Consider the following 23,460-nt stretch of genomic DNA (forward strand, 5'->3'; position numbering starts at 1 on the left):
TGATGTTCGTCCCGACCAGGGTGGGAAGCGTGCACGAGTCCGAGGCCGAGCGGCTGATCGACGAGGCCTACGAGGCGTGGGACGCCGAGGAGTGGCTCACCGCGGCCGGCCTGCTGGAGCAGGTCCTCGCGCACTTCCCGGACGCGCCCAAGAGCCCGGTGTGGTGGTACGACGCCGCGCTCGCCCACAAGTTCCTGCGCAACTGGGCGAAGGCGTACGAGCTGGGCCGCGAGGCCGCTGCCCGCGCCCCGCGCGGCGAGGGCGAACCGGCGTTCTGGAACCTCGGTATCGCCGCCACCATCCAGCGCGACTGGGCCACGGCACGGGAGGCCTGGGCCGGCTTCGGCATCGAACTCCCGGACGGCGAGGGCGAGATCAACGCCCGCTTCGGCCCGGCCTGTGTGCGCCTGGACACCGGCGGCGAACGGGAGGTCGTCTGGATCGACCGGCTGTGCCCGACCCGTGGCCGGGTGATGAACGTGCCCGTGTCCGGTGGGCGCCGCTTCGGCGAGGTCGTCGTCCACGACGGCGAACCCAAGGGCCGCCGGGTCGTCGACGGCCGCGAGTACCCCGTCTTCGACGAACTCCTCCTCTTCGAGGCCTCCGACCTGCCGACCCTGTCGGTCACGGTGGACGCGGGCGAGGCCGCCGACGTCGACGCCCTGGTCGACCTGTTCGTGGAGCAGGGCTACGGCGCCGAGCCGGCGAGCAGCTTCGAGATGCTGTGCGCCTGCTGCAGCGAGGGCACGTACGAGCGGGAGCGGAAGGTCCACGCCGGCACCCAGCGGGTGTCCCTGGCCGCCCCGGAGCAGGAGGCCCGCCGCCTGCTGGACCAGTGGGCCGGACAGGCGGCGGAGGGGCGTGGCTGGGCGGGTCTGGAGCCGGTCGCCTAGGCGTACGGGCGGACCCCCGCTGCGGTGGAAATTGTCCCTATTTGTCGGGTTCCGTCACGCCCGTCGGGGCTATCCTGATAGAGCCTACGAGGCGAGTGAGGGAGTCCGACCGGAGTAGCCGATTTTGGCGAGACGCACAGGCATCCGCCGAGGCCGACAGCGACGGTAGGGCTGAGAGGCCGGAAAGCAGCAGTCAGGCTCGAAGGCGACCCCCATTACCTGATCCGGACCATGCCGGCGAAGGGAACCCGTCTCGTAGGTTTTTTGTGCCCTTTCGGCCCCTCTACGTGCGCCCTTCCGGCTCCGTCAGGTCGATCAGGCGGCACACCGTCTCGATGTCGATCTTCACCTGGGCGATGGAGGCGCGGCCCGAGAGCCAGGTGATCAGGGCCGAGTGCCAGGTGTGCTCGATGACGCGGACCGCGGAGAGCTGCTCCGGGGTCGGGTGCTCCAGGCCCATCGCGTCCAGGATGATCACGGTGGTCTGCCGGGAGACCTGGTCGACCTCGGGGGAGACGCTGCGGTCGGCGAAGGTCAGGGCGCGGACCATCGCGTCGGCCAGGTGAGGCTCGCGCTGCAGCGCGCGGAAGGCCCGCATCAGGGTCTCCGCCACCCGCTCGGCCGCCGTGTCGCCCGCCGGCGGCTTCTTGCGCAGCGTGCCGTGCATGTGCTCCAGCTGGTCCTGCATGGTGGCGACCAGCAGATGCACCTTGGACGGGAAGTAGCGGTACAGCGTGCCGAGCGCCACCTGCGAGGACTCGGCGACCTCGCGCATCTGTACGGCGTCGAAACCACCCCGGCTGGCCAGCTGCGCGCTCGCGTGCAGGATCCGGCGGCGACGGGCCTCCTGCCGCTCGGTGAGGGGCGGCGTGGCAGGCCTCGAACTACTCGCTTCCGCAGGCATGGGTCCCGTTCCGTGGCAGTCGGTGAGGACATCTGTAGGGCACGTGATCATCCTGCACGGCGGGGGTCCGAGCCGTGGCGTGAATCACCTGATCCACTGCTCACAGCGCCCCTACCTGCCGGTAGATTCAGAGCCTCTTGAACGATCAAGTCTGAAACTTGTTCTAGATTAGCGTCCCGTCGTAGTCTCGCGGGACAGTGCAGGGAGAAGGGGGTCCAGAGTGACCGCTGAGGCCAGGGAGGCCGGGTCCCCGAAGGGCCTTGCTGCCGACGGCGAGCGACCGCTCAACATCGCGCTTCTCACCTATAAAGGGAACCCGTTCTGCGGCGGCCAGGGCGTCTACGTACGGCACCTCTCCCGCGAACTGGCCCGCCTCGGCCACCGGGTCGAGGTCATCGGCTCGCAGCCGTACCCCGTACTCGACGAGGGGTATCCCCAGCTCACCCTGACCGAGCTGCCCAGCCTCGACCTCTACCGCCAGCCCGACCCCTTCCGCACCCCGGGGCGGGACGAGTACCGGGACTGGATCGACGCCCTCGAAGTGGCCACCATGTGGACCGGCGGCTTCCCCGAGCCGCTGACGTTCTCCCTGCGCGCCCGCCACCATCTGCGCGCCCGCCGCGGCGAGTTCGACGTCGTCCACGACAACCAGACCCTCGGCTACGGCCTGCTCGGCGACATCGGCGCCCCCCTGGTCACCACGATCCACCACCCCATCACCGTCGACCGGCAGCTGGAGCTGGACGCGGCCGAGGGCTGGCAGCGCCGCTACTCGGTGCGCCGCTGGTACGCCTTCACCCGCATGCAGAAGCGCGTCGCCCGCCGCCTGCCCTCCGTGCTCACCGTCTCCGGCACCTCCCGCCAGGAGATCGTGGACCACCTCGGTGTCCGGGGCGACCGCATCCACGTCGTCCACATCGGCGCCGACACCGATCTGTTCGCGCCGAATCCGGCCGTGGCCGAGGTGCCCGGCCGGATCGTCACCACCTCCAGCGCCGACGTGCCCCTCAAGGGCCTGGTCTTCCTCGTCGAGGCGCTCGCGAAGGTGCGCACCGAGCACCCGGCCGCCCACCTCGTCGTCGTCGGCAAGCGCCCCACCGAGGGCCCGGTCGCCCAGGCCATCGAGCGCTACGGCCTCGAAGGCGCCGTCGACTTCGTCAAGGGCATCTCCGACGCCGAACTCGTCGACCTGATCCGCTCGGCCGAGGTCGCCTGCGTGCCCTCTCTCTACGAGGGCTTCTCGCTGCCCGCCGCCGAGGCCATGGCCACCGGCACCCCGCTGGTCGCCACCACGGGCGGCGCGATCCCCGAGGTCGCGGGACGCGACGGCGAGACCTGCCTGGCCGTACCCACCGGCGACGCGGGGGCGCTGGCCGCTGGGCTCGGCCGGTTGCTGGGGGACCCGGAACTGCGTGCGCGGCTCGGCCGCGCGGGCCGTGAGCGGGTGCTGGCGAAGTTCACCTGGGCCCGCGCCGCAGAGGGAACGGTCGCCCGCTACCGCGAGGCCATCGCCAGCTCTGCGGACCCGGCCGCACGCCCCTCCACGGCACGCCCCGGCGAGGTGACCCAGGCCGTCAAGGCGACCCCAGCCGTGCAACTGACCGAGGCCGTCAAGTGACCGCCGCCCCCGTGACCGTCGATTCCCCTCCCGAAAGCAGGGCCACGTGCTGACCGTCGACTTCTCCCGGTTCCCGCTCGCCCCGGGCGACCGTGTCCTGGACCTCGGCTGCGGGGCCGGCCGGCACGCCTTCGAGTGCTACCGGCGCGGCGCGCACGTCGTGGCCCTCGACCAGAACGGTGAGGAGATCCGCGAGGTCGCCAAGTGGTTCGCGGCGATGAAGGAGGCGGGCGAGGCCCCGGCCGGCGCCACCGCGACCGCGATGGAGGGCGACGCGCTCGCGCTGCCCTTCCCGGACGAGTCCTTCGACGTCGTCATCATCTCCGAGGTGATGGAGCACATCCCCGACGACAAGGGCGTGCTCGCCGAGATGGTGCGCGTGCTCAAGCCCGGCGGCCGGATCGCCATCACCGTGCCGCGCTACGGCCCCGAGAAGGTCTGCTGGGCGCTGTCCGACGCCTACCACGAGGTCGAGGGCGGCCACATCCGCATCTACAAGGCCGACGAGCTGCTCGCCAAGATCCGCGAGGCGGGCCTCAGGCCGTACGGCACCCACCACGCGCACGCCCTGCACTCGCCGTACTGGTGGCTGAAGTGCGCGTTCGGCGTGGACAACGACAAGGCGCTGCCGGTGCGGGCGTACCACAAGCTGCTGGTCTGGGACATCATGAAGAAGCCGCTCGCCACCCGGGTCGCCGAGCAGGCGCTGAACCCGCTGATCGGCAAGAGCTTCGTCGCCTACGCGACCAAGCCCCACCTGCCCAAGCTCGCCGAGACCGACGGGGCGGCCGCCAAGTGACGACGCCCCGGACAGAACACCTCGTCCTGCCCGGGGTCCTCACCGCCGAGCAGGCCGCCGCGACCGTACGCGGCATCCTCGCCGTACAGCGGGAGGACGGGGCGATCCCGTGGTTCCGCGGGCACCACCTCGACCCGTGGGACCACACCGAGGCCGCGATGGCCCTGGACGCGGCCGGCGAGCACGAGGCCGCCGCGCGGGCGTACACCTGGCTCGCCACCCACCAGAACGAGGACGGCTCCTGGTACGCCGCCTACGCTGACGGCGCCCACGACGACGTCACCGACCGCGCCCGCGAGTCGAACTTCGTCGCCTACATAGCCGTAGGCGTCTGGCACCACTACCTGTCCACCGGTGACGACATCTTCCTGGACCGCATGTGGCCCACCGTCTACGCGGCCATGGAGTGGGTGCTGCGCCAGCAGCAGCCCGGCGGCCAGATCGGCTGGCGGCGCGAGGACGACGGCACGCCCACCGCGGACGCGCTGCTCACCGGCAGCTCCTCGATCCACCACGCCCTGCGCTGTGCGCTCGCCATCGCCGAACAGCGTGAAGAGCCGCAGCCGGACTGGGAGTTGGCGGTGGGCGCACTCCGCCACGCGATCCGCCTCCACCCCGAGCGCTTCCTCGACAAGGACCGCTACTCGATGGACTGGTACTACCCGGTCCTCGGCGGCGCCCTGACCGGAGCGGAGGCCAAGGCGCGCATCGAGGCGGACTGGGACCGCTTCGTCGTACCCGGCCTCGGCGTGCGCTGTGTGGTCCCCAACCCCTGGGTGACCGGCGGCGAGTCCAGCGAGCTGGCCCTGGCCCTGTGGGCGATGGGCGAGTCCGACCGCTCCCTGGAGATCCTCCAGTCCATCCAGCACCTGCGCGACGCGGACACCGGCCTGTACTGGACGGGCTACGTCTTCGACGACGACGCGATCTGGCCCCGGGAACTCACCACCTGGACAGCGGGCTCCCTCCTGCTGGCCGTCGCCGCCCTGGGCGGCCACGACGCCACGTGCGCGGTCTTCGGAGGCGAGCACCTGCCGTCCGGCCTGGACCCGGACTGCTGCGGCTGACGGAGCAGTCGGATTTCCCCTTCCGGGGCGGCGAAACCCCGGCCGGGACGCCGAACGGGACCCCGTCCGGGACCACGTCCGGGCCCCCGGACGGAGTCGTCCGAGTGGCGGGCACCGGCCGTCCGGGTGACGCTGCCGGAGGAAACACCCGCTCGGGGAGACACGTCCGGAGGACCTCGTGCCCGTACCGATACGGCGTCTCTGTGTGGCGCTCACTCTGTGCTGCGCCCTGCTGGCCGGTTCCACCGCCTGCGGAAGCAGTGAGAAGACCAGTACGAAGGACAGTGCGCAGATAGCGGCCGTCGACGCCGCCACGCCCAGTCCGAGCACGTCGGCCGAGCGCCAGAAGTTCGCCAAGGCCCGGTTCGTGGCGAACGCGGGCCTCGCGGCCGGCGCCGTCTACCAGTGGATCGTCAAACCCTGGAAGGCGGGCAAGTTCAAGAAGGGCGCCAAGGGCCGCAAGCTGACCCTGGTCAAGGCCGGCCTGGCCGGCGGCTTCGCCTACAACCGGCTCAAGGCGGCCAAGAAGAACGCCCAGGGCGACCCGCTGCTCTCCAAGGCCCTCGCACCGCTCACCGCGGGCATCGAGAGCCTGAAGAGCCTGCCGTCCAAGCTGCGCAGCGGCGACGAGGGCGCGGCCGGTGTCTTCGACGACATCATCAACAAGGTCAAGGACGCGGGCCAGAGCGCCGGCGCCCCGGTCAAGGACCAGGTGCCCTCGGCCTCCCAGCTGAGCGGCGGCTAGGCGTTCAGCTCCGCCAGCACCCGGAGGGTGAGCGGGTCCGGTGACAGGGCCAGCAGGTCCGTCACCGGACCCTTGCGCCACAACTCCAGCCGCTCGGCGATGCGTTCACGCGGTCCGACCAGGGAGATCTCGTCGGCGAACGCGTCCGGCACGGCCAGCACGGCCTCCTCGCGGCGCCCGGCCAGGAACAGCTCCTGGATCCGCCGGGCCTCCTCCTCGTACCCCATGCGCGCCATCAGATCGGCGTGGAAGTTGCGGGCCGCGTGACCCATCCCGCCGATGTAGAAGCCGAGCATGGCCTTGACGGGCAGCAGCCCCTCGGCGACGTCGTCGCACACCTTCACCCGCGCCATCGGCGCCACCAGGAACCCCTCGGGCAACTCCCGCACCGCGTCCCCGTACACCTCGGGCCGGCTGGGCGCCCAGTACAGCGGCAGCCAGCCGTCGGCGATCCGGGCCGTCTGCGCCACGTTCTTGGGGCCCTCCGCGCCCAGCAGAACGGGCAGGCCGGAGCGCAGGGGATGGGTGATCGGCTTCAGCGGCTTGCCCAGACCCGTGCCGTCCGGCCCCAGGTACGGCAGCGGATGGAAGCGCCCCTCCGACCGCACCGGCGCCTCCCGCCGCAGCACCTGCCGTACGACGTCGACATACTCCCTGGTCGCGGTCAGCGGCGACTTCGGGAACGGACGGCCATACCAGCCCTCCACCACCTGCGGCCCGGACAACCCCAGCCCCAGCATCATCCGTCCGCCGGAGAGGTGGTCCAGGGTGAGCGCGTGCATCGCGGTGGTGGTCGGCGAGCGGGCCGCCATCTGGGCAACGGCCGTACCCAGCATGATCGTTGAGGTCTGCGCGGCGATCCAGGTCAGCGGGGTGAAGGCGTCCGATCCCCAGGACTCGGCCGTCCACACGGAGTGGTAGCCGAGCCGCTCCGCTTCCTGCGCGAGGGGCACATGGTCCGTGGAAGGGCCGCGGCCCCAGTAGCCGAGCGCGAGACCGAGCCGCATGCCTGCCTCCTGACGGTACGTCAGTTACTGCACGGGAGGCGACTGTACGGCAACGGCCCCCCGCCCGGAAGGGCGAGGGGCCGTCGGCGACGTACGGGTGGGGCTCAGCCGCGCTGGATCCCGGAGGTGTCCTGGAGCACGCCACGGCGGCCGTCCTGGGTCTGCGCGATCAGCGCGGCACCGCGCTGCTCGACGGCCAAGTACCAGGTGCCCGGCGCCAGTTCGGCAATCGGGGTCGGCGAGCCGTCCTCGGCGAACAGCTGCCGGGCCACCGGCACGGCGAACCAGAACGGCGAGAAGTCCGCACCGGCGGCCGGCTGCGGAGCCGGGGCGGCGGCACCCTGCGGGGCCGGGGCCGGCTGCTGCCCGAACGGCTGACCCGGCTGCGGCTGGGCACCGTACGGCTGCTGCGGCTGGGCACCCGGGTAGCCGTAACCACCGGGCGGCTGGGCGCCGTACGGCTGCGGGGCGGCCGGCTTGGGAGCCGGGACCAGGCCCGCCTGCAGGGCGGGGACCAGGGGGGTGGCGATGGCGGCTGCGGCCATGATCAAGGCGGCGATGAGCGCGATGACCAGGCCCGTGCCGGCGCTCGGCCCCTTGTCGGAGGAGCTGCCGATGTTGTTCACGCCGCCGGACGGGTCGATGACGTTACCGAGAGCGCTCCATGCGGCGAAGACGGTGAACGCCACGCCGAACTGGCCGAGGTCCAGGCCCGCCACCTTGAGCGGCTGCGGCTTGGTCCGGGCGAAGACGACGAGCCCCGCACCGATGATCCCCGCCAGCACGACACTGAGCAGAACCGGTCCGCTTTCCCACAGGTTCGGGATGTCGAAGCCGTCCGGTAGATCGTCCGTGGAGTAGTTGTTGAGGAACGACGCGATGAACAGCAACACCGCTGCTCCGATCACCACGCCGTCGCCTCTAGTGAGGGAGCGGATATTCACTTCAGCAGGTCCTTCGTGAGTCGTCTCGTCGTCGGTAGACACTATCGTCCACAAGATCCCGCTGTCCGGCCGGTTCCGCCCGCCGGTCACGACTCGCGCAGGAAACTCACGATTCCCTCAGAGATCCCTTGCGCCGCCTTCTGCCGCCAGGCGCCGCTGGTCAGCAGTGCCGCGTCCTTGCTATCGCGCATGTTGCCGCACTCGATGAAGACCTTGGGAACCGTTGACAGATTGAGACCGCCCAGGTCCTGACGTGTGACGAGACCGGTACCTTTGCCTACGTAGTTGGAGGGCGGCTCACCAGTGACCCGGAGGAAGTTGCCCGCGACGCGTTCGCCGAGGTCGCGCGAGGAGGCGACGATCGGGCGGGTGTCGGCGGCGCCCGCGTGCACGGACGCCGGGAGGATGACGTGGAAGCCGCGGTTGCCCTCCGCCGAGCCGTCGGCGTGGAGGGAGATGGCGGCGTCCGCGTGCGCCGTGTTGCCGATCCGGGCCCGCTCGTCGACGCAGGGCCCCCACGGCGGGGAGTCCCCGTCGTGCGTCAACTTCACCGTGGCGCCCTGCTGTTCCAGGATCGTGCGCAGCCGGTGGGCCACGTCCAGCGTGAACCGGGCCTCCGTGTAGCCCGAGTTGGTGGACGTGCCGGTGGTGTCGCACTCCTTCTTGTTCGTGCCGATGTCCACCTGGCGGTTGATCTCGGCCGCGTGGGAGAAGTTGCCCGGGTTGTGGCCCGGGTCGATGACGACGACCTTGCCCTTGAGGGGGCCGGAGGCGGCGGGGGCGGACGTGGTGGGCGTCGGGCTCGCCTGCTTGGCGTCGTCGGTCGCGGGCGCCGACCAGGGCTTGGCCGTGCTGGGCGAGGCGGCGGAGGTATGCGCGCCCGCGCTGTCCGAGCCGCCTGAACCGCCCGAACCTCCGGACCCGCCCACCGCCTCGTACACCAGCCAGCCCAGCAGCGCACCGGGTACGAGCGCGGCGAGCGCGACGGTCAGCGGCCCGCGCCGGGGCCGGCGGGGCTGCGGGGGATCGAAGTCCGGGCCTACGTACGACACGCCTGCCACCCTAGCGGCCGCACAGGTCCCGCACATGGCAGAGAGGGCCGGGCGGGTGGCCGGGCCGAGGACGACGGCGGCCGGCCCTCGGGAAACTGTGAGAACCGCCTCAGAAACTGTCGACGATCAGCCACCCGGCGACCCCGAGCACGACCAGGTACAAGCCGATACCGATGGCCCGGCCCACCCCCTTGCGTCCGCTGCCCTGGAGGACGGTGCCGAGGATGCCGACGAGCGGCGCCCCGAAGACGATCAGCAGGAGTCCGATCAGGAACTGCACAGCCCCACCCCCGTTGCGGACCACTCCCCGGTGATCCGAGCTGAGCGTAGGTCAGATCCCCGCCCCGGTCCGCCGCAGCACGCGCAACGATCCGGTGACGGAGATCTCCGTGAACGCGCCCGACTCCAGCGCGCGCAGATAGACGCGGTACGGCGCCTGGCCGGTGAACTCGTCCTCGGGGTCCGGGAAGACGTCGTGGATGACGAGCAGACCGCCCTCGGCGACATGAGGGGCCCAGCCCTCGTAGTCGGCGGTCGCGTGCTCGTCGGTGTGACCGCCGTCGACGAAGACGAGGCCGAGCGGGGAGTTCCAGATCGCCGCGATCTGCGGGGACCGGCCGACGAGGGCGACCACGTGCTCCTCCAGGCCCGCCTGGTGCAGGGTCCGGCGGAAGGTCGGCAGCGTGTCCATCAGGCCGATCTCGGGGTCGACGGTCTCCGGGTCGTGGTAGTCCCAGCCCGGCTGCTGCTCCTCGCTGCCCCGGTGGTGGTCGACGGTGAGCGCGGTGACGCCGCTCTGCCGGGCCGCGTCGGCGAACAGGATGGTGGACCGCCCGCAGTACGTCCCGACCTCCAGCAACGGCAGCCCCAGCCGCCCCGCCTCCACCGCCGCCGCGTACAGCGCCAGCCCCTCGTCCACGGGCATGAACCCCTTGGCGGCCTCGAACGCGGCCAGGATCTCGGGCTTGGGTGCGGCGGGGCCGGGCATGGGGCGCCTTTCGGTCGTACGACTGTTTGGGCGCCCATGCTGCCGCACCCCCGGCCACTTATGTGACAGGGGGTGCGTTCCGAAGGGGCGCGGGGCTGTGTCGATATGCGGCTCCGCCGCGCGGGCGCGACAAGCCACGACGAAGCCGCAGCCGCCAGACGCCAGATCCCCCCCCGAGCTCTACGCGCTCACAGTCTCCCCAGGCAACGAAAGATCCAGCTCGACAGCCCGCTCCTCCCCGGAATGCGTGGCAGAAGAAGCAAGCGGCCCATGGCCGGAGGCCTTCGCGGCCAGCACATACGCCCCCTGAGCCGGAACGGCCACCGCATAGCTACCGTCCTCGTCGGAGACGGCCGCACCCGCCTGGCGGCCCCGGTGGTCGATCAGGGTGACCTTGGCGCGGGCGACGGGGGTGCCGCCGGCATCCAGAACCCGCCCCCGGAAGCCCCGCAGCAACTCCTCGGCCCGTTCCAGCACAGCGTCCTCCTCGCTGCTCACCCGCAGCTGCGTGTGCTGAGCAGGCCGCCCGGCCTTCGGCAGGAAGATCGCCAGCAGCAGACCCACCGCCACCGCACCCGTGGCGATCAGGAAGGACACATGGAAGCCGTGCATGGTCGGGATCTCGACCCCGCCCACGTTGTTCGCCGTGTTGGCCAGCACCATGCCGATGACGGCGCTGGAGACGGACGTACCGATGGACCGCATCAGGGTGTTCAGACCGTTCGCCGCGCCGGTCTCCGAGGCCGGGACCGCGCCGACGATCAGCGCGGGCAGCGAGGAGTAGGCGAGGCCGATGCCGGCGCCGAGGACGACGGAGGTGACGATGGTCTGCCAGGCCGCGTCCATCAGGCCGAGGCCGCCGCCGTAGCCGATCGCGATGATCAGCATGCCGATGATGAGGGTGGTCTTCGGGCCGTACCGGGCGGACAGGCGGGCGTACACCGGCGCCGTGAACATCATCGTCAGGCCCAGCGGGGCCACGCACAGGCCCGCGACGACCATGGACTGGCCGAGGCCGTAGCCGGTGGCCTTCGGCAGCTGGAGCAGCTGGGGCAGGACGAGCGAGACGACGTAGAAGCTGACGCCGACCATGATCGAGGCGAGGTTGGTGAGCAGCACCTCGCGGCGGGCGGTGGTGCGCAGGTCGACCAGGGGCGCCTGGACGCGCAGCTCGTACAGGCCCCACAGGACGAGCACGACGAGGGACGCGGCGAACATGCCGAGCGTCGTACCGGAGGACCAGCCCCAGTCGCTGCCCTTGGTGATGGGCAGCAGGAGCAGCACCAGGCCCGTGGACAGGCCTATCGCGCCCAGCAGATCGAAGGAGCCCTCGGCGCGCATCGGGGACTCCGGTACGACGAGGAGGGTGAGCACGATGGAGAGGACGCCGAGGCCGGCGGCGCCGTAGAACAGGGCGTGCCAGTTGGTGTGCTGGGCGACGAGGGCCGCGGCGGGCAGGGCGAGGCCGCCGCCGACGCCGATCGAGGAGCTCATCAGGGCCATGGCCGAGCCGAGCTTCTCGCGCGGCAGCATGTCCCGCATCAGGCCGATGCCGAGCGGGATCGCGCCCATGGCGAAGCCCTGGAGGGTGCGGCCGACGATCATCGTGAGCAGCTGGCTGGTGAGCGCGCTGACCAGGGCGCCGACCACCATCACGGCGAGGCTGAGGATCAGCATGCGCCGCTTGCCGTAGAGGTCGCCGAGCCGGCCCATGATCGGGGTGGCCACGGCGCCGGACAGCAGGGTCGAGGTGAGGACCCAGGTGGCGTTGCTGGGGGCGGTGTCCAGCAGCTGCGGCAGGTCCTTGATGACCGGTACCAGCAGCGTCTGCATCACCGCGACCACGATGCCCGCGAAGGCGAGCACCGGGACCACGGCTCCGCCGGCCTTCCGGTCAGGCTGGTCGGTCGTCGTGTGCGTCATTGAGTGAGGCCTCCCGCGTGACATAAGTGCTGGCTAAACCTCGTATGCACAGGCAACTATTCCGTTGCTTCGGGCCTCTAATAAATCCTTGACCGATCCATGGGTTTCTGATCTGTTGTCAGGTCTGGTGTGTTAGTGGAACACGTTCTACTCTGGCGCGCCATGAAGGCCTATGTCGCCGGGGTCGGGATGACCCGCTTCGAGAAGCCCGAGACCCGGGAATGGCAGTACTGGGACATGGTGCGGGAGGCGGGGAGTGCGGCGCTCGCCGACGCCGGGGTCGCGTACACCGAGGTGGAACAGGTTCCCGTCGGCTACTGCTTCCAGCCCTCGACCGCCGGCCAGCGCGCCGCCTACGAACTCGGTCTGACCGGCATCCCCGTCTACAACGTCAACAACAACTGCGCGACCGGCGCCACCGCGCTGATGCTGGCCCGGCAGCTGGTCGAGGGCGGGGCGGCCGACTGCGTCCTGGCGCTGGGCTTCGAGAAGATGAAGAGGGGGGCGCTCGGGGGAGGGGCGGACGGGGGCGACTTCTCGACGTCCCCTGTCGCCCGGCACTACGGGATCATGGCCGCCCGGCACGGCTTCGAGATGACCCCGCCGACCGCGCAGATCTTCGGTGACGCGGCCCGCGAGCACATGGAGAGGTACGGCACCACCGAGGCCCAGCTCGCCGCGGTCGCCGCCAAGAACCACCGCCACTCGGCGCACAACCCCTACGCCCAGTTCCGCGACGTGTACGACGTCGACGACATCCTGGCCGCGCGCATGGTGCACCGGCCGCTGACCAAGCTGCAGTGCTCGCCGACCTCGGACGGCGCGGCGGCGGCCGTGGTGGTGTCGGAGCGGTTCGCCGCGGAGCGCGCGCTGACCGGCCTGGTCGAGATCGCCGGGCAGGCCATGACCACCGACACCGAGGAGTCCTTCACGTCCGGCTCGTGCGTCGACGTCGTCGGACAGCCGATGTCCCGCGAGGCGGCACGGCAGGCGTACGAGCGGGCCGGGCTCGGCATCGAGGACGTGGACGTCGTGGAGCTGCACGACTGCTTCTCCGTCAACGAACTGCTGACGTACGAGGCGCTCGGCATGTGTCCCGTCGGCGAGTCCGGCAAGCTCGTGGAGTCCGGGGCGACGACGTACGGGGGCCGCTGGGTGGTGAACCCGTCCGGCGGGCTGATCTCCAAGGGCCACCCGCTGGGCGCGACCGGCCTCGCCCAGGCCGCCGAGTTGGTCTGGCAGCTGCGCGGCGAGGCGGGGGAGCGGCAGGTGCCCGGAGCCCGGGTGGGCCTCGCCCACAACATCGGGCTCGGCGGGGCGGCGGTGGTGACGCTGCTGCGGGCGGTCTAGGCCGTACGACCCAGAGGGCGGTGGTCCGAAATGCCGATGCAAGGACCGTAACCGGGTTGAGAGCATGACACCCATGCTGGAAGCCGCCGACACCCCTCCCCTCATATCCCGCCGCGTCACGCCTGCCACCTGGGTGGTGGTGGCGCTGGCCTGCGCCGGGCAGTTCCTGGTCGTGCTCGACGTGTCGGTGGTGAACGTCGCCCTGCCGTCGATGCGCACCGACCTCGGGCTGAGCGCGTCGGGCCTCCAGTGGGTGGTGAACGCGTACGCCATCGCCTTCGCCGGGTTCATGCTGCTCGGCGGGCGGGCCGGTGACCTCTACGGCCGCAAGCGGATGTTCCTCGTCGGGCTCGGCCTGTTCACGCTGGCCTCGCTGGCCGGCGGCATGGCCCAGGACGGCTGGCAGCTGCTGGTGGCGCGCGCCGTGCAGGGGCTGGGCGCGGCGGTGCTGGCGCCCTCGACGCTGACGCTGCTGACCGCCGCGGTGCCCGACGGTCCGGCCCGGGCCCGGGCCATCGCGACCTGGACCGCGGTGGGCGCCGGCGGCGGGGCCGCGGGCGGACTGGTCGGCGGGGCCCTGGTGGACGTGCTGTCCTGGCGGTGGGTGCTGCTGATCAACGTGCCCGTCGGCGCGGTGGTGCTCGCCGGCTCGCTGAGGTGGCTGGCGGAGAGCCGGGCGGGGGACGGGCGCCGGCTCGACCTGCCGGGCGCGGTGCTGGTGACGGCGGGTCTGGCGACGCTGGCGTACGGCATCTCGCAGACCGAGGCCGAGGGGTGGACGTCGGCGGCCACGCTGGTTCCGCTGGTCGCCGGGCTTGCGCTGGTCGGGCTGTTCCTCGCCGTCGAGGCCCGCACACCGGCCCCGCTGATGCCGCTCGGGCTGTTCCGGCTGCGCTCGGTGGCGTCGGCGAACGCGGCGATGTTCCTGAGCGGTTCGGCGATGTTCTGCATGTGGTTCTTCATGACGCTGTACGCGCAGAACGTGCTCGGGTACTCGCCGCTGCTCGCCGGACTCGCGCTGGTGCCCAGCTCCCTCGCGGTGGTGCTCGGCTCCAAGCTGGCGCCCCGCTTCCTGCCGGCGCTGGGCGCGCGCACCGTGGCCGTACTGGGGGCGCTGATCGCGGTCGCCGGGTTCGCCTGGCAGTCGACGATGACCGCGCACGGCGCCTACCCGACCTCCGTCATGGGCCCGGGGATCCTGATGATGCTGGGTGCCGGGCTCTCGGCGACGCCGCTGGCCGCGCTCGCCACGGCGGGGGCGGCGCCCTCGGACGCCGGGCTGGTGTCCGGTCTGGTCAACACCTCGCGCACGATGGGCGGTTCGCTGGGGCTCGCGGTGATGTCGACGATCGCGGCGGCGCGTACGGCGCACACCGGGAGCGGCGTCGGGGCGGAGGCGCTGACCGAGGGGTACGCGCTGGCGTTCCGGGCCGGGACCGGGGTGCTGCTGGGCGGGGTGGTGCTGATGCTGCTGTGGCTGCCGAAGAAAATTTCCGCGAGTTCCGCGAACTGAGGCAACGGTACGGGCGGCCCGTGGACTCCTTTTGACATCTAGGAGGTGCCCATGGGGGATCGGAAGCAGGCTCGGAACGAGGAGTTCCAGAGCTTCATGGTCGGCCGCTGGCCGCGGCTGATGCGTACGGCATTTCTCCTCACGGGGGAGCAGCACGCGGCGGAGGACCTGGTCCAGTCGACGCTCGAACAGGTCTATGTGGCCTGGCGCAGGGTCGGCTCGGCCGACGATCCGGAGGCGTACGTACGGCGCGTGATGATCAACGCGCACGCGCGCAAGCACAGAAGAAGGCTGAAGGAGTTCCTCGCGCCGAGGGACGACTCGGGTCTGGTGCACGAGGCGCCCGACACGGGCGACCGCATCGCGCAGGCCGACGACCGCAGCGCCCTGCTCAAGGCGCTCGCCCAACTGCCCGCGCGGCAGCGGGAGGCGGTGGTCCTGCGCTACTGGGAGGACCTGACGGAGACCCAGACGGCGGAGGCGATGGGCTGCTCGGTCGGCACGGTGAAGAGCAACGCGGCCAAGGGGATCGCGAAACTCCGCGCCATACCGGGACTGGCCGAGATGGTGACGCAGGGAGGGCGGAAGTGATGAGCGCGGACCAGAACAGGAACCACGACATGAGCCAGACGGACATCGCCCTCCTCCTCGCGGACGCCGCGGACGAGGTCGAGATCGGTATAGCCCCGGTCCAGGCGGTCATCCGCGGCGGCCGGCGACGCAGAGCGCGGCGCTGGGCGGTGGCGACGGTTACGGCGCTGGTGGTGGCCGGGTCGACGGGAGCGCTGGCGGTGACGGGGCTGCCGGGCGGCGGCCACGGGGACCGGCAGACGAACGTGGCGAAGCCGCCGGCCTCGGCGGAGGCACGGCATGTGTACGAGCCGCAGCGGACCGAGCTGGCGCGCGGGACCTACAAGGGCAAGGAGTGGCACGTCACCGTCCAGGTGTGGGGAGCACCGCGCAACGAGGCCGAGGCGGACCGGCAATTCGACGCCATGGCCGAGCTGGGCATCGAGCCGGCGGATGCGCGCAAGCCCGCCGACCTGATCGGCAAGATCTCGTACTTCGCGACCCGGGGCTGGGGCGAGAACCGGCCGCAGCAGGTCATGTTCAACACGGTCGAGAAGTTCGAGAAGTACTCCGGCACTGACCTGGAGGCCGCGGCGACCCGTCTGGGATATGGCGGCGAGAGCTCCGGACGGCTGGTGATCGGCATCGTCGCCAAGACGGCCCGGCAGGTGACCTGCCACTGGAAGGACGGCACGACGGCCGTGGCCGAGCCGACCGAGGGCTTCTCCGCCCACGACACGGGATCGGCGATCCGCGTGGTCGACGGCTTCCAGGGCGCCAACTGGTTCGTGTGCACGGGACCGGCGGGAACGTCCTACGCGTCGGCGGAGGTGACGAAGTAGGACCGCCGGGAGGTCACAGCCACCCCTGCTGCCGGGCCTCCCGCACCGCCTCGGCCCGGTTCCGTGTGCCCGTCTTGCCGATGGCGGACGACAGGTAGTTGCGGACCGTGGACTCGGACAGATGGAGCCTGCCCGCGATGTCGGCGACCGTCGCCCCGTCCGCCGACGCCTTCAGCACATCGCACTCCCGGGCGGTCAGCGGATTCGGCCCGGCGCTGAGCGCGGCCGCGGCCAGGGCCGGATCGACCACGGTCTCCCCGGTGAGCACGCGCCGGATCGCCTGGGCCAGCTCCTCCACCGGCCCGTCCTTGACCAGGAATCCGGCCGCTCCGGCCTCCATGGCCCGGCGCAGATAGCCGGGCCGGCCGAAGGTGGTCAGGATCAGCACCCGGCAGTCGGGCGCCTGCTCGCGCAGCTCGGCCGCCGCGTCCAGGCCGCTGATGCCCGGGAGTTCGATGTCCAGCAGGGCCACGTCCGGCCGGCGCAGCAGCGCTTCCGCCACGATCGCGTCGCCGGTCGAGACCTGGGCGACCACCTCGATGTCGTCCTCCATGCCGAGCAGCAGGGCGAGCGCGCCGCGCATCATGCCCTGGTCCTCGGCGAGGAGGACTCGGATGTTCTTCACGGTCCAAGCGTAGCCAAGGGCGGGAAATTAAAGACTCGTCATGGTTCCGGTCCGCAGGGGTTGACGGCCCCTGGGGACCCGCAAACAATCGCCTCTGCATTTCCGGTAATTGTTCGGCATTTCGACGTCGAATGGGTTCGGTATTTCGATCGAACGACGTCCGGTATTTCGACCAACACCCCGCACCGCCCTACCAGGAACCGAAGAGGTGCACGTGCTCCCCACACTCCTGCGCTCATGTCCACGGCGGCTCAGAAGCGCCGTCCTCTCCGTGCTCGCGGCCTTCGCGACCATCGCCGCGCTCGTCGTCGGCGTCGGCGCCCCACAGGCCGCCGCCGCGAGTTCGCTGCCCTGTGACGTCTACGCGGCCGCCGGCACGCCCTGCGTCGCCGCGCACAGCCTGGTCCGGGCGCTGTACTCGTCGTACAGCGGCTCGCTCTACCAGGTGAAGCGGGCCTCCGACGGCGCCACCGCGAACATCGGCCTGCTGGCCACCGGCGGATACGCCAACGCGGCCGCCCAGGACTCCTTCTGCTCCGGCACGACCTGCATCATCACCGAGATCTACGACCAGTCCCCGCGCCACAACCATCTCACCATCGAGGGCGCGGGCGGAGCCGGCGCGGCCGACGTCGGCTCGCCCGCCGACGCCCTGCCGGTGACCGTCGGCGGACACCAGGTCTACGGCCTGGAGATATCCGCCGGCATGGGCTACCGGGACAACTCCACCTCGGGCGTGGCCGTGAACGGGCAGGCCGAGGGGATGTACATGGTGACCTCGGGCACCCACGTCAACAACCGCTGCTGCTTCGACTACGGCAACGCCGAGACGAACAACACGGACACCGGCAACGGTCACATGGACGCCATCAACTTCGGCACCGAGTGCTGGTTCTCGCCCTGCTACGGGCAGGGACCGTGGGTGCAGGCCGACCTGGAGAACGGGCTGTTCCAGTCCGACGCCGGGTACAGCAAGAACACCTCCAACACCGGCACCGGACCCCTGCCGTTCGTGACCGCGCTGCTGAAGAACAACGGGCAGAACCATTTCGCGCTGAAATACGGCAATGCGCAATCCGGCGGGCTCACGACGACCTATTCCGGCGGTGAGCCGACCACGAGTGGCTACTCGCCGATGCACCAGGAGGGCGCGATCGTCCTCGGCACCGGCGGCGACAACAGCAACGGCTCCATCGGGTCCTTCTTCGAGGGCGTGATGACCTCCGGCATCCCGACGGACGCCGCCGACGACGCCGTCCAGTCCAACATCGTCTCCGTCGGCTACGGCGGTTCGACCGGCAGCACCGGCACACTCAACGCCGGCTCGGAGATCTCGCTGCGCGCGACGACCTCCTGCTGCACCACCGACTACGTCCGCCATCAGAACGACGCGGCCGTCATCTCCCCGCTGACGTCGAGCAGTTCGTCCCTCGACAAGAGCGACGCCACCTGGATCGTCCGCAAGGGCCTCGCCGACAGCTCCTGTGTCTCCTTCGAGTCGCGGAACTACCCCGGTGACTTCCTGCGCCACTACAACTACCGGCTCTACCGGCAGCCCATGGACGGCACCAGCCAGTTCCGGGCGGACGCCACCTTCTGTCCGCAGACCGGCAAGAGCGGCACGGGCACCTCGTTCGCCTCGTACAACTACCCGACGAAGTACCTGCGCCACTACAACAACAACGTCTACATAGCGAGCAACGGCGGCTCCAACGCCTGGGACAGCAGCACCTCCTGGAGCGACGACGTCAGCTGGGCGGTCAGCGCGCCCTGGGCGCCGTAGCCACTGCCACAGCGGTCAGATCCGTCGGCTCCACCGGGAGTTCGGCGGTGACCGCGAAGCCGCCGCGCGGCGACGGGCCGGCCCTGAGGGAGCCGCCCGCCGCCGCGAGGCGCTCGGTCAGACCCTTCAGACCGGTCCCGCCGATGCCCTCGGCGGGGCGTGTGACGGCCTTGCCGGAGCCGTTGTCGGTGACGGTGAGCCGGGCCTGCTCGGCGGTGCTCTCGACGGTGATCTCGCAGCGGGTGGCGTCGCTGTGCCGGACGACGTTGGTGACCGCCTCGCGCACCACCCAGCCGAGCAGCGCCTCGGTCTGCGGGGCCAGCGGCGTCCCGGACTGGCGCACCTCCGGCTCCACGCTCGACGCGGACAGCGCCGAGCGGGCCCGGGTCAGTTCGGTGGCCAGGCTGCCCTCGCGGTAGCCGGTCACCGCCTCGCGGATCTCGGTCAGCGCCTGCCGGCCCACCGACTCGATGTCACCGATCTGCGTGAGCGCCGCGTCCATGTCGCGCGGGGCCAGCCGCCGGGCCGCCTCCGACTTCACCACGATCACCGACAGGGTGTGGCCGAGCAGGTCGTGCAGATCGCGGGAGAAGCGCAGCCGCTCCTTCTCCACCGCCCGCCGGGCCAGCTCCTCCCGGGCCGCGCGCAGCTCCCGCACGGCCTCGGACAGGCCGAGGATCGCGGCGGTCACCATGCTCGACAGGAAGGTCGCGTACCCGATGTTCGTCGCGTCCCCCCAGTTGTCGCGGACGCCGGACACGGCCGTCGCGTACACCGCGAGCAGCACTCCGGTACGGCCCAGCCAGGGACCGCGCAGAGTGGCGCCGGTCGCGAGGCCCAGCAGTGGGAAGAACATCAGCCAGTTGCCGCCGTATCCGACGGCCAGGCCCGTGGTCACCAGGCCCATCAGCCCCAGCGCCACCCGGGTGGAGACCGACTCGCGCCTCTCGCGGTCGAAGGCGCGGAAGGTGACGTAGATGTACAGCGAGTTGAAGGCGAGCAGCCCCAGACCGCCGACCCACGGGTTCGGGGTCTCGCCCTGCAGCAGATTGGAGAAGGACCCCATGCCCATCAGCAGCCAGGGCAGCAGCGCGAAGCCGGTGGGCGGCGGCCCCGGGTGGTCGACGTCCGGGGTCTTCCCGTTCTTCCGGGCGGCCTTCTGCGCGGCTTGGAACCGCTCCATGTCCGCCCGCCATCGGGCTCGCGCCTCCTGCACGGCCTGGAAGTGGCATCTCGCCCCTGTCCACCACGACATCTCTCTGTCCCCCGATCAGATGGTTGCCGCCCTGCGGCGGTACGACAGCACAGCGTACGAACCGAACGCCGGCAGCCGGATGGTCAGCACGATGATCGCACCGGGGCCGGCGCGCCGCGTCTGCCTCATGCCTACGACGGTAGGAGTCCGGGACCGCCACCGGCAGATGCGGATGTCCGCACTCGGGCAGTACAAATGTCACAGCCACGCCGCCTGACACAGTGTCAGGAGTCTTCACAACTGCGGAGTGCTGGGCTATACAGGGGGCGCCGGACTGGAACGCGTTCTAGATCCGCCCCTGGACGACCTCGGTGCGGCCGACGGTGCGGACGTCCGCGCCGAGGTCTTGAGACCCGTCAGGAGCCCCATGCCCATCGACGCAGCCAAGGCCCTCGCCGCCGAGCCCCGGACCGGCGAGATCACCTGGACCGCCAAGGACGTCCAGCTCTACCACCTCGGCATCGGCGCCGGCGCGAACCCGGACAAGGACAGCCCCGCCACCGACCCCGACGAGCTGCGCTACACCCTGGAGTCCCGGCTGCACGTGCTGCCGAGCTTCGCGACCGTCGCCGGTGCCGGCTCGCCCGGGGTGATCAGCGGCCTGTCCATGCCCGGCGTCGACGTCGACCTGGCCAAGGTGCTGCACGGTGGCCAGACGCTGCGCATCCACCGGCCCCTGCCGGCCGAGGGCACCGCCACCGTCACCGGCCGCATCGCCGCCGTGTACGACAAGGGCAAGGCCGCCGTCCTCGTCATGCGCACCGAAGTCACCGACGCCGAGGGCCCGCTGTGGACCAACGACGCCCAGATCTTCGTACGCGGGGAAGGCGGCTGGGGCGGCGACCGCGGCCCCTCCACGCGCCTGGAACCACCCACCGGCGAACCCGACCGGACCGTCGAGCGGCCCGTCCGCGCCGACCAGGCCCTGCTCTACCGCCTCTCCGGCGACCACAACCCCCTGCACGCCGACCCCGAGTTCGCCAAGCTCGCCGGGTTCGACCGGCCCATCCTGCACGGGCTGTGCACCTACGGCATCACGCTGAAGGCGGTCGTGGACACGCTGCTCGGCGGCGATGTGACCCGGGTGCGCGAGTACACCACCCGGTTCGCCGGGGTCGTGTACCCGGGGGAGACCCTGCGGATCCGGATGTGGCGGCGGGAGGGCGAGGTCCGGGTCGCGGTCAGCGCTATCGAGCGGGAGGACGCGCCCGTCCTGGCCGACACCATCGTTCAGCACTCCTGAAGAGCCTCCGAGGGGAGCCGCACCATGCGCGCAGCCGTACTGCACGAGATCGGCCAGGAAAAGCTGGAAGTCATCGAGGACATCGAGGCGGTGGGCTTTGGCCCCGGCAAGGTGAGGGTCCGGGTGCGGGCCACCGGGCTGTGCCACTCGGACCTGTCGGCGATGAACGGGGTGCTGCCCCAGCCGGCCCCGTTCGTGCCCGGGCACGAGGGTGCGGGCGAGATCATCGAAGTCGGCGAGAACGTAAGCCACTTGAAGCCCGGCGACCGGGTCGTCCTCTGCTGGCTGCCCGCCTGCGGCGCATGTCCCGCCTGCAAGCGCGGCCAGACCGAGCTGTGCCTGGCCGGGTTCATGAACGCGGGCACCCCCAACTTCAAGCGCCCCGGCGGTGACGTCTTCGGCTTCGCGGGCACCGGCACCTTCGCCGAGGAGGTCGTCGTGGACGCGGGCTGCGCGGTGCCCATCCCGGACGACGTGCCCTTCGACATCGCCGCCCTCATCGGCTGCGGCGTGACGACCGGACTCGGCGCCGCCCTCAACACCGCCGATGTGGAAGCCGGTTCGTCGGTCGCCGTCATCGGCTGCGGCGGCGTCGGCATCTCCGCCATCCAGGGCGCGCGGCTCAAGGGAGCCGCCGAGATAGTCGCCGTGGACCCGGTCGCCTCCCGGCGCGAGTCCGCGCTCCGGTTCGGTGCCACGAAGGCCGTATCACCGGAGGAGCTGGCCGACGCCAAGCAGCAGGTCACCGGCGGCGAGGGCTTCGACTACGTCTTCGAGGTCGTCGGCCGGTCCGCCACCGCCCGCACCGCGTACGAGAACACCCGGCGCGGCGGCACCCTCGTCGTGGTCGGCGCGGGCGCCATGGACGACTTCCTGCAGCTCAACATGTTCGAGCTGTTCTTCGACGAGAAGCGGATACTGCCCTCCATGTACGGCGGCGGAGACGTCCTGCGCTCCTACGAGCGCACCATCGCCCTGTGGCGGGCGGGCCGCATCGACCTGGAGGGCCTGATCACCCACCGGGTGCCGCTGGCGGAGATCAACGAGGCCCTGGACCAGATGCGTACCGGGACGGCCCTGCGTACGTGCATCGAGATCTGAGGACGGACGGGCATGCCACTGCCACTTGAGGGACTGTCCGCCGTCGTCACCGGCGCCGGGCGCGGTCTCGGCCGGGCCGAGGCACTCGAACTCGCCCGGCTCGGCGCGGCCGTCGTCGTCAACGACTACGGACAGACCGGCCGCGACGGCTCCGGCGAGGCCTCGGCGGGGCCCGCCGAGGAGGTCGCCGCCGAGATACGCCAGACGGGCGGCCGGGCGGTCGCGCACACCGGAGACGTCGCCGACTTCCAGCAGGCCCGTGAACTCGTCGACCTGGCCGTCGCCGAGTTCGGCAAGCTGGACATCCTCGTCAACAACGCGGGCATCCTGCGCGACCGCATGGTCTTCTCCATGACCGAGGGCGAGTGGGACTCGGTGATCCGCGTCCACCTCAAGGGACACTTCAACACCACCCGCTTCGCCGCCGCACACTGGCGCGAGCGCTCCAAGGCGGCCGGGGCGGCGGTGTACGGGAGGATCGTGAACACCTCCTCGGAGGCGTTCCTGGCCGGCTCCGCCGGACAGCCCAACTACGCGGCGGCGAAGGGCGGAATCGTCGGCCTGACCACCTCCACCGCCCTCGCCCTCGCCAAGTACGGCGTCACCGCCAACGTGATCTGCCCGCGCGCCCGGACCCGGATGACCCAGGACGTCTTCGCGGGCTTCCAGGAGCCGGACGAGGGCCTCGACCCGCTCGCCCCCGAGCATGTCGCCCCGCTCGTCGGCTACCTGGCCTCACCCGCCGCCGCCCGGGTCAACGGCCAGCTGCTCGTCGTCCACGGCGGCATGGTCGCCGTGGTGGAACGGCCGCGGGTGCAGGCGAAGTTCGACAGCAAGCAGGAGACGTTCACGTACGACGAACTCGACGCGCTGCTCACCCCGCACTACGCGGACCGGCCGCCGGGGGAGACGTTCGCGGCCGCGGAGGTGCTGGGCCTCAAGCGCGGCTGACGCAAAGGAAAGAGGCAAAGGAAAGAGGGGGTGCCCGTCGTGCGACGGGCACCCCCTCTTCTCTCTCCTGCTACCGCCAGGCAGCCGCCTCGGTGGTCTCCTCGGCCGGCTTGCGGTGACGCCCACGCGGAGCCGTCTCGCGGTCCTGGACCGCGATCGGGCCCCGGTGTCGGCCGTGTCCGGCCGCGTCCTGAGAGTCGGCAGACAGCGGCTGAGTCGTGCTGGTGTCGCTCATCGGAAGAATTCACCCCGTCAACAAGATCTCTTACAGCCGGGCGAGTGTAACC

23 protein-coding genes are annotated in these 23,460 nt (G+C 71.2%); 13 read left to right on the top strand and 10 right to left on the bottom strand.

Annotated features, from left to right (window positions below; translation table 11 throughout):
- The first annotated feature begins 29 nt into the window (after positions 1 to 29).
- The gene (locus BEK98_RS20645) at positions 30 to 893 is read left to right on the top strand and encodes a tetratricopeptide repeat protein (protein WP_094218264.1); all 864 of its coding nucleotides are present in this window, start codon (positions 30 to 32) and stop codon (positions 891 to 893) included.
- A 283-nt stretch (positions 894 to 1,176) separates the two neighbouring features.
- On the opposite strand, the gene BEK98_RS20650 is transcribed toward BEK98_RS20645, so the two are convergent.
- Positions 1,177 to 1,797: a TetR family transcriptional regulator gene (locus BEK98_RS20650; protein ID WP_094218069.1), complete on the bottom strand. Its 621-nt coding sequence runs from the start codon at positions 1,795 to 1,797 to the stop codon at positions 1,177 to 1,179.
- Between the two features lie 220 nt (positions 1,798 to 2,017).
- Here BEK98_RS20650 and BEK98_RS20655 point away from each other — a divergent pair, with 220 nt between their 5' ends.
- From BEK98_RS20655 to BEK98_RS20670, 4 genes are all read left to right on the top strand, one after another.
- Positions 2,018 to 3,415 carry a glycosyltransferase family 4 protein gene (locus BEK98_RS20655; protein ID WP_244201911.1) on the top strand — a complete coding sequence of 466 codons (1,398 nt, stop codon included), beginning with the start codon at positions 2,018 to 2,020 and terminating at the stop codon, positions 3,413 to 3,415.
- Positions 3,416 to 3,461: 46 nt separating this feature from the next.
- Positions 3,462 to 4,214 carry a class I SAM-dependent methyltransferase gene (locus BEK98_RS20660; RefSeq protein ID WP_094218070.1) on the top strand — a complete coding sequence of 251 codons (753 nt, stop codon included), beginning with the start codon at positions 3,462 to 3,464 and terminating at the stop codon, positions 4,212 to 4,214.
- Entirely contained in the window at positions 4,211 to 5,281 is a 1,071-nt protein-coding gene (locus BEK98_RS20665; RefSeq protein ID WP_094218071.1) for a prenyltransferase/squalene oxidase repeat-containing protein, read from the top strand. Before BEK98_RS20660 ends, BEK98_RS20665 begins: the two co-directional genes overlap by 4 nt.
- A gap of 178 nt (positions 5,282 to 5,459) precedes the next feature.
- Positions 5,460 to 6,026, top strand: a complete 567-nt coding sequence (locus BEK98_RS20670) for a hypothetical protein (protein WP_094218072.1) — start codon at positions 5,460 to 5,462, stop codon at positions 6,024 to 6,026.
- On the opposite strand, the gene BEK98_RS20675 is transcribed toward BEK98_RS20670, so the two are convergent.
- From BEK98_RS20675 to BEK98_RS20695, 6 genes are all read right to left on the bottom strand, one after another.
- Positions 6,023 to 7,033 carry an LLM class F420-dependent oxidoreductase gene (locus tag BEK98_RS20675; RefSeq protein WP_094218073.1) on the bottom strand — a complete coding sequence of 337 codons (1,011 nt, stop codon included), beginning with the start codon at positions 7,031 to 7,033 and terminating at the stop codon, positions 6,023 to 6,025. The genes BEK98_RS20670 and BEK98_RS20675 overlap by 4 nt on opposite strands.
- 104 nt (positions 7,034 to 7,137) lie before the next feature.
- Positions 7,138 to 7,977, bottom strand: coding sequence for a hypothetical protein (locus tag BEK98_RS20680; RefSeq protein WP_094218074.1), 840 nt, complete (start codon positions 7,975 to 7,977; stop codon positions 7,138 to 7,140).
- A gap of 86 nt (positions 7,978 to 8,063) precedes the next feature.
- On the bottom strand, positions 8,064 to 9,029 hold the full coding sequence (locus BEK98_RS20685) for an N-acetylmuramoyl-L-alanine amidase (protein WP_094218075.1): 966 nt from the start codon (positions 9,027 to 9,029) through the stop codon (positions 8,064 to 8,066).
- 109 nt (positions 9,030 to 9,138) lie between these two features.
- Positions 9,139 to 9,309 carry a hypothetical protein gene (locus BEK98_RS49070; RefSeq protein WP_167444215.1) on the bottom strand — a complete coding sequence of 57 codons (171 nt, stop codon included), beginning with the start codon at positions 9,307 to 9,309 and terminating at the stop codon, positions 9,139 to 9,141.
- Positions 9,310 to 9,360: 51 nt separating this feature from the next.
- Positions 9,361 to 10,017, bottom strand: coding sequence for a class I SAM-dependent methyltransferase (locus BEK98_RS20690; protein ID WP_094218076.1), 657 nt, complete (start codon positions 10,015 to 10,017; stop codon positions 9,361 to 9,363).
- Between the two features lie 180 nt (positions 10,018 to 10,197).
- On the bottom strand, positions 10,198 to 11,940 hold the full coding sequence (locus tag BEK98_RS20695; protein WP_094218077.1) for an MFS transporter: 1,743 nt from the start codon (positions 11,938 to 11,940) through the stop codon (positions 10,198 to 10,200).
- Between the two features lie 162 nt (positions 11,941 to 12,102).
- Here BEK98_RS20695 and BEK98_RS20700 point away from each other — a divergent pair, with 162 nt between their 5' ends.
- The 4 genes from BEK98_RS20700 to BEK98_RS20715 all read left to right on the top strand — a co-directional run bounded on the left by BEK98_RS20700 (position 12,103) and on the right by BEK98_RS20715 (position 16,215).
- The gene (locus BEK98_RS20700) at positions 12,103 to 13,290 is read left to right on the top strand and encodes a lipid-transfer protein (RefSeq protein WP_094218078.1); all 1,188 of its coding nucleotides are present in this window, start codon (positions 12,103 to 12,105) and stop codon (positions 13,288 to 13,290) included.
- 64 nt (positions 13,291 to 13,354) lie between these two features.
- The gene (locus BEK98_RS20705) at positions 13,355 to 14,803 is read left to right on the top strand and encodes an MFS transporter (protein ID WP_094218079.1); all 1,449 of its coding nucleotides are present in this window, start codon (positions 13,355 to 13,357) and stop codon (positions 14,801 to 14,803) included.
- A 51-nt stretch (positions 14,804 to 14,854) separates the two neighbouring features.
- A complete protein-coding gene (locus tag BEK98_RS20710) occupies positions 14,855 to 15,394 on the top strand; it encodes a SigE family RNA polymerase sigma factor (protein ID WP_094218080.1) in 540 nt (179 codons plus the stop codon).
- A complete protein-coding gene (locus tag BEK98_RS20715) occupies positions 15,394 to 16,215 on the top strand; it encodes a hypothetical protein (RefSeq protein ID WP_208643169.1) in 822 nt (273 codons plus the stop codon). The genes BEK98_RS20710 and BEK98_RS20715 overlap by 1 nt, the downstream gene beginning before the upstream one ends.
- Before the next feature lie 13 nt (positions 16,216 to 16,228).
- Here the strand turns inward: BEK98_RS20715 and BEK98_RS20720 are convergent, their stop codons facing one another.
- Entirely contained in the window at positions 16,229 to 16,840 is a 612-nt protein-coding gene (locus BEK98_RS20720; RefSeq protein ID WP_094218082.1) for a response regulator, read from the bottom strand.
- Positions 16,841 to 17,054: 214 nt separating this feature from the next.
- On the opposite strand from BEK98_RS20720, the gene BEK98_RS20725 reads away from it, so the two are divergent.
- On the top strand, positions 17,055 to 18,623 hold the full coding sequence (locus BEK98_RS20725; protein WP_094218265.1) for an alpha-L-arabinofuranosidase B: 1,569 nt from the start codon (positions 17,055 to 17,057) through the stop codon (positions 18,621 to 18,623).
- On the opposite strand, the gene BEK98_RS20730 is transcribed toward BEK98_RS20725, so the two are convergent.
- On the bottom strand, positions 18,601 to 19,878 hold the full coding sequence (locus BEK98_RS20730; RefSeq protein WP_208643170.1) for a sensor histidine kinase: 1,278 nt from the start codon (positions 19,876 to 19,878) through the stop codon (positions 18,601 to 18,603). The genes BEK98_RS20725 and BEK98_RS20730 overlap by 23 nt on opposite strands.
- 367 nt (positions 19,879 to 20,245) lie before the next feature.
- On the opposite strand from BEK98_RS20730, the gene BEK98_RS20740 reads away from it, so the two are divergent.
- Genes BEK98_RS20740 through BEK98_RS20750 form a run of 3 tightly spaced genes read left to right on the top strand, consistent with a single transcriptional unit; the run spans position 20,246 to position 23,173 of the window.
- Complete coding sequence (locus BEK98_RS20740) at positions 20,246 to 21,121, top strand: MaoC/PaaZ C-terminal domain-containing protein (RefSeq protein ID WP_094218085.1); 876 nt, start codon at positions 20,246 to 20,248, stop codon at positions 21,119 to 21,121.
- Between the two features lie 24 nt (positions 21,122 to 21,145).
- The gene (locus tag BEK98_RS20745; RefSeq protein ID WP_094218086.1) at positions 21,146 to 22,222 is read left to right on the top strand and encodes a Zn-dependent alcohol dehydrogenase; all 1,077 of its coding nucleotides are present in this window, start codon (positions 21,146 to 21,148) and stop codon (positions 22,220 to 22,222) included.
- Positions 22,223 to 22,234: 12 nt separating this feature from the next.
- Complete coding sequence (locus tag BEK98_RS20750) at positions 22,235 to 23,173, top strand: 3-oxoacyl-ACP reductase (protein WP_094218087.1); 939 nt, start codon at positions 22,235 to 22,237, stop codon at positions 23,171 to 23,173.
- A gap of 70 nt (positions 23,174 to 23,243) precedes the next feature.
- Here the strand turns inward: BEK98_RS20750 and BEK98_RS49075 are convergent, their stop codons facing one another.
- Positions 23,244 to 23,408 (bottom strand): hypothetical protein, encoded by a 165-nt coding sequence (locus BEK98_RS49075; RefSeq protein WP_094218088.1) that lies wholly within the window; start codon positions 23,406 to 23,408, stop codon positions 23,244 to 23,246.
- Between the last annotated feature and the right edge of the window lie 52 nt (positions 23,409 to 23,460).

Origin of the sequence: Streptomyces diastatochromogenes (genome assembly GCF_002242805.1) — a bacterium.
GTDB lineage: Bacteria > Actinomycetota > Actinomycetes > Streptomycetales > Streptomycetaceae > Streptomyces > Streptomyces diastatochromogenes.

Excerpts from the sequence above, each read along its gene's own strand:
- BEK98_RS20700 (WP_094218078.1), top strand. The coding sequence starts at position 12,103 with ATGAAGGCCTATGTCGCCGGGGTCGGGATGACCCGCTTCGAGAAGCCC.
- BEK98_RS20715 (WP_208643169.1), top strand. The coding sequence starts at position 15,394 with ATGAGCGCGGACCAGAACAGGAACCACGACATGAGCCAGACGGACATC.
- BEK98_RS20695 (WP_094218077.1), bottom strand. The coding sequence starts at position 11,940 with ATGACGCACACGACGACCGACCAGCCTGACCGGAAGGCCGGCGGAGCC.
- BEK98_RS20705 (WP_094218079.1), top strand. The coding sequence starts at position 13,355 with ATGACACCCATGCTGGAAGCCGCCGACACCCCTCCCCTCATATCCCGC.
- BEK98_RS20650 (WP_094218069.1), bottom strand. The coding sequence starts at position 1,797 with ATGCCTGCGGAAGCGAGTAGTTCGAGGCCTGCCACGCCGCCCCTCACC.
- BEK98_RS20675 (WP_094218073.1), bottom strand. The coding sequence starts at position 7,033 with ATGCGGCTCGGTCTCGCGCTCGGCTACTGGGGCCGCGGCCCTTCCACG.
- BEK98_RS20740 (WP_094218085.1), top strand. The coding sequence starts at position 20,246 with ATGCCCATCGACGCAGCCAAGGCCCTCGCCGCCGAGCCCCGGACCGGC.
- BEK98_RS20690 (WP_094218076.1), bottom strand. The coding sequence starts at position 10,017 with ATGCCCGGCCCCGCCGCACCCAAGCCCGAGATCCTGGCCGCGTTCGAG.
- BEK98_RS20750 (WP_094218087.1), top strand. The coding sequence starts at position 22,235 with ATGCCACTGCCACTTGAGGGACTGTCCGCCGTCGTCACCGGCGCCGGG.
- BEK98_RS20730 (WP_208643170.1), bottom strand. The coding sequence starts at position 19,878 with ATGTCGTGGTGGACAGGGGCGAGATGCCACTTCCAGGCCGTGCAGGAG.
- BEK98_RS20710 (WP_094218080.1), top strand. The coding sequence starts at position 14,855 with ATGGGGGATCGGAAGCAGGCTCGGAACGAGGAGTTCCAGAGCTTCATG.
- BEK98_RS20745 (WP_094218086.1), top strand. The coding sequence starts at position 21,146 with ATGCGCGCAGCCGTACTGCACGAGATCGGCCAGGAAAAGCTGGAAGTC.
- BEK98_RS49075 (WP_094218088.1), bottom strand. The coding sequence starts at position 23,408 with ATGAGCGACACCAGCACGACTCAGCCGCTGTCTGCCGACTCTCAGGAC.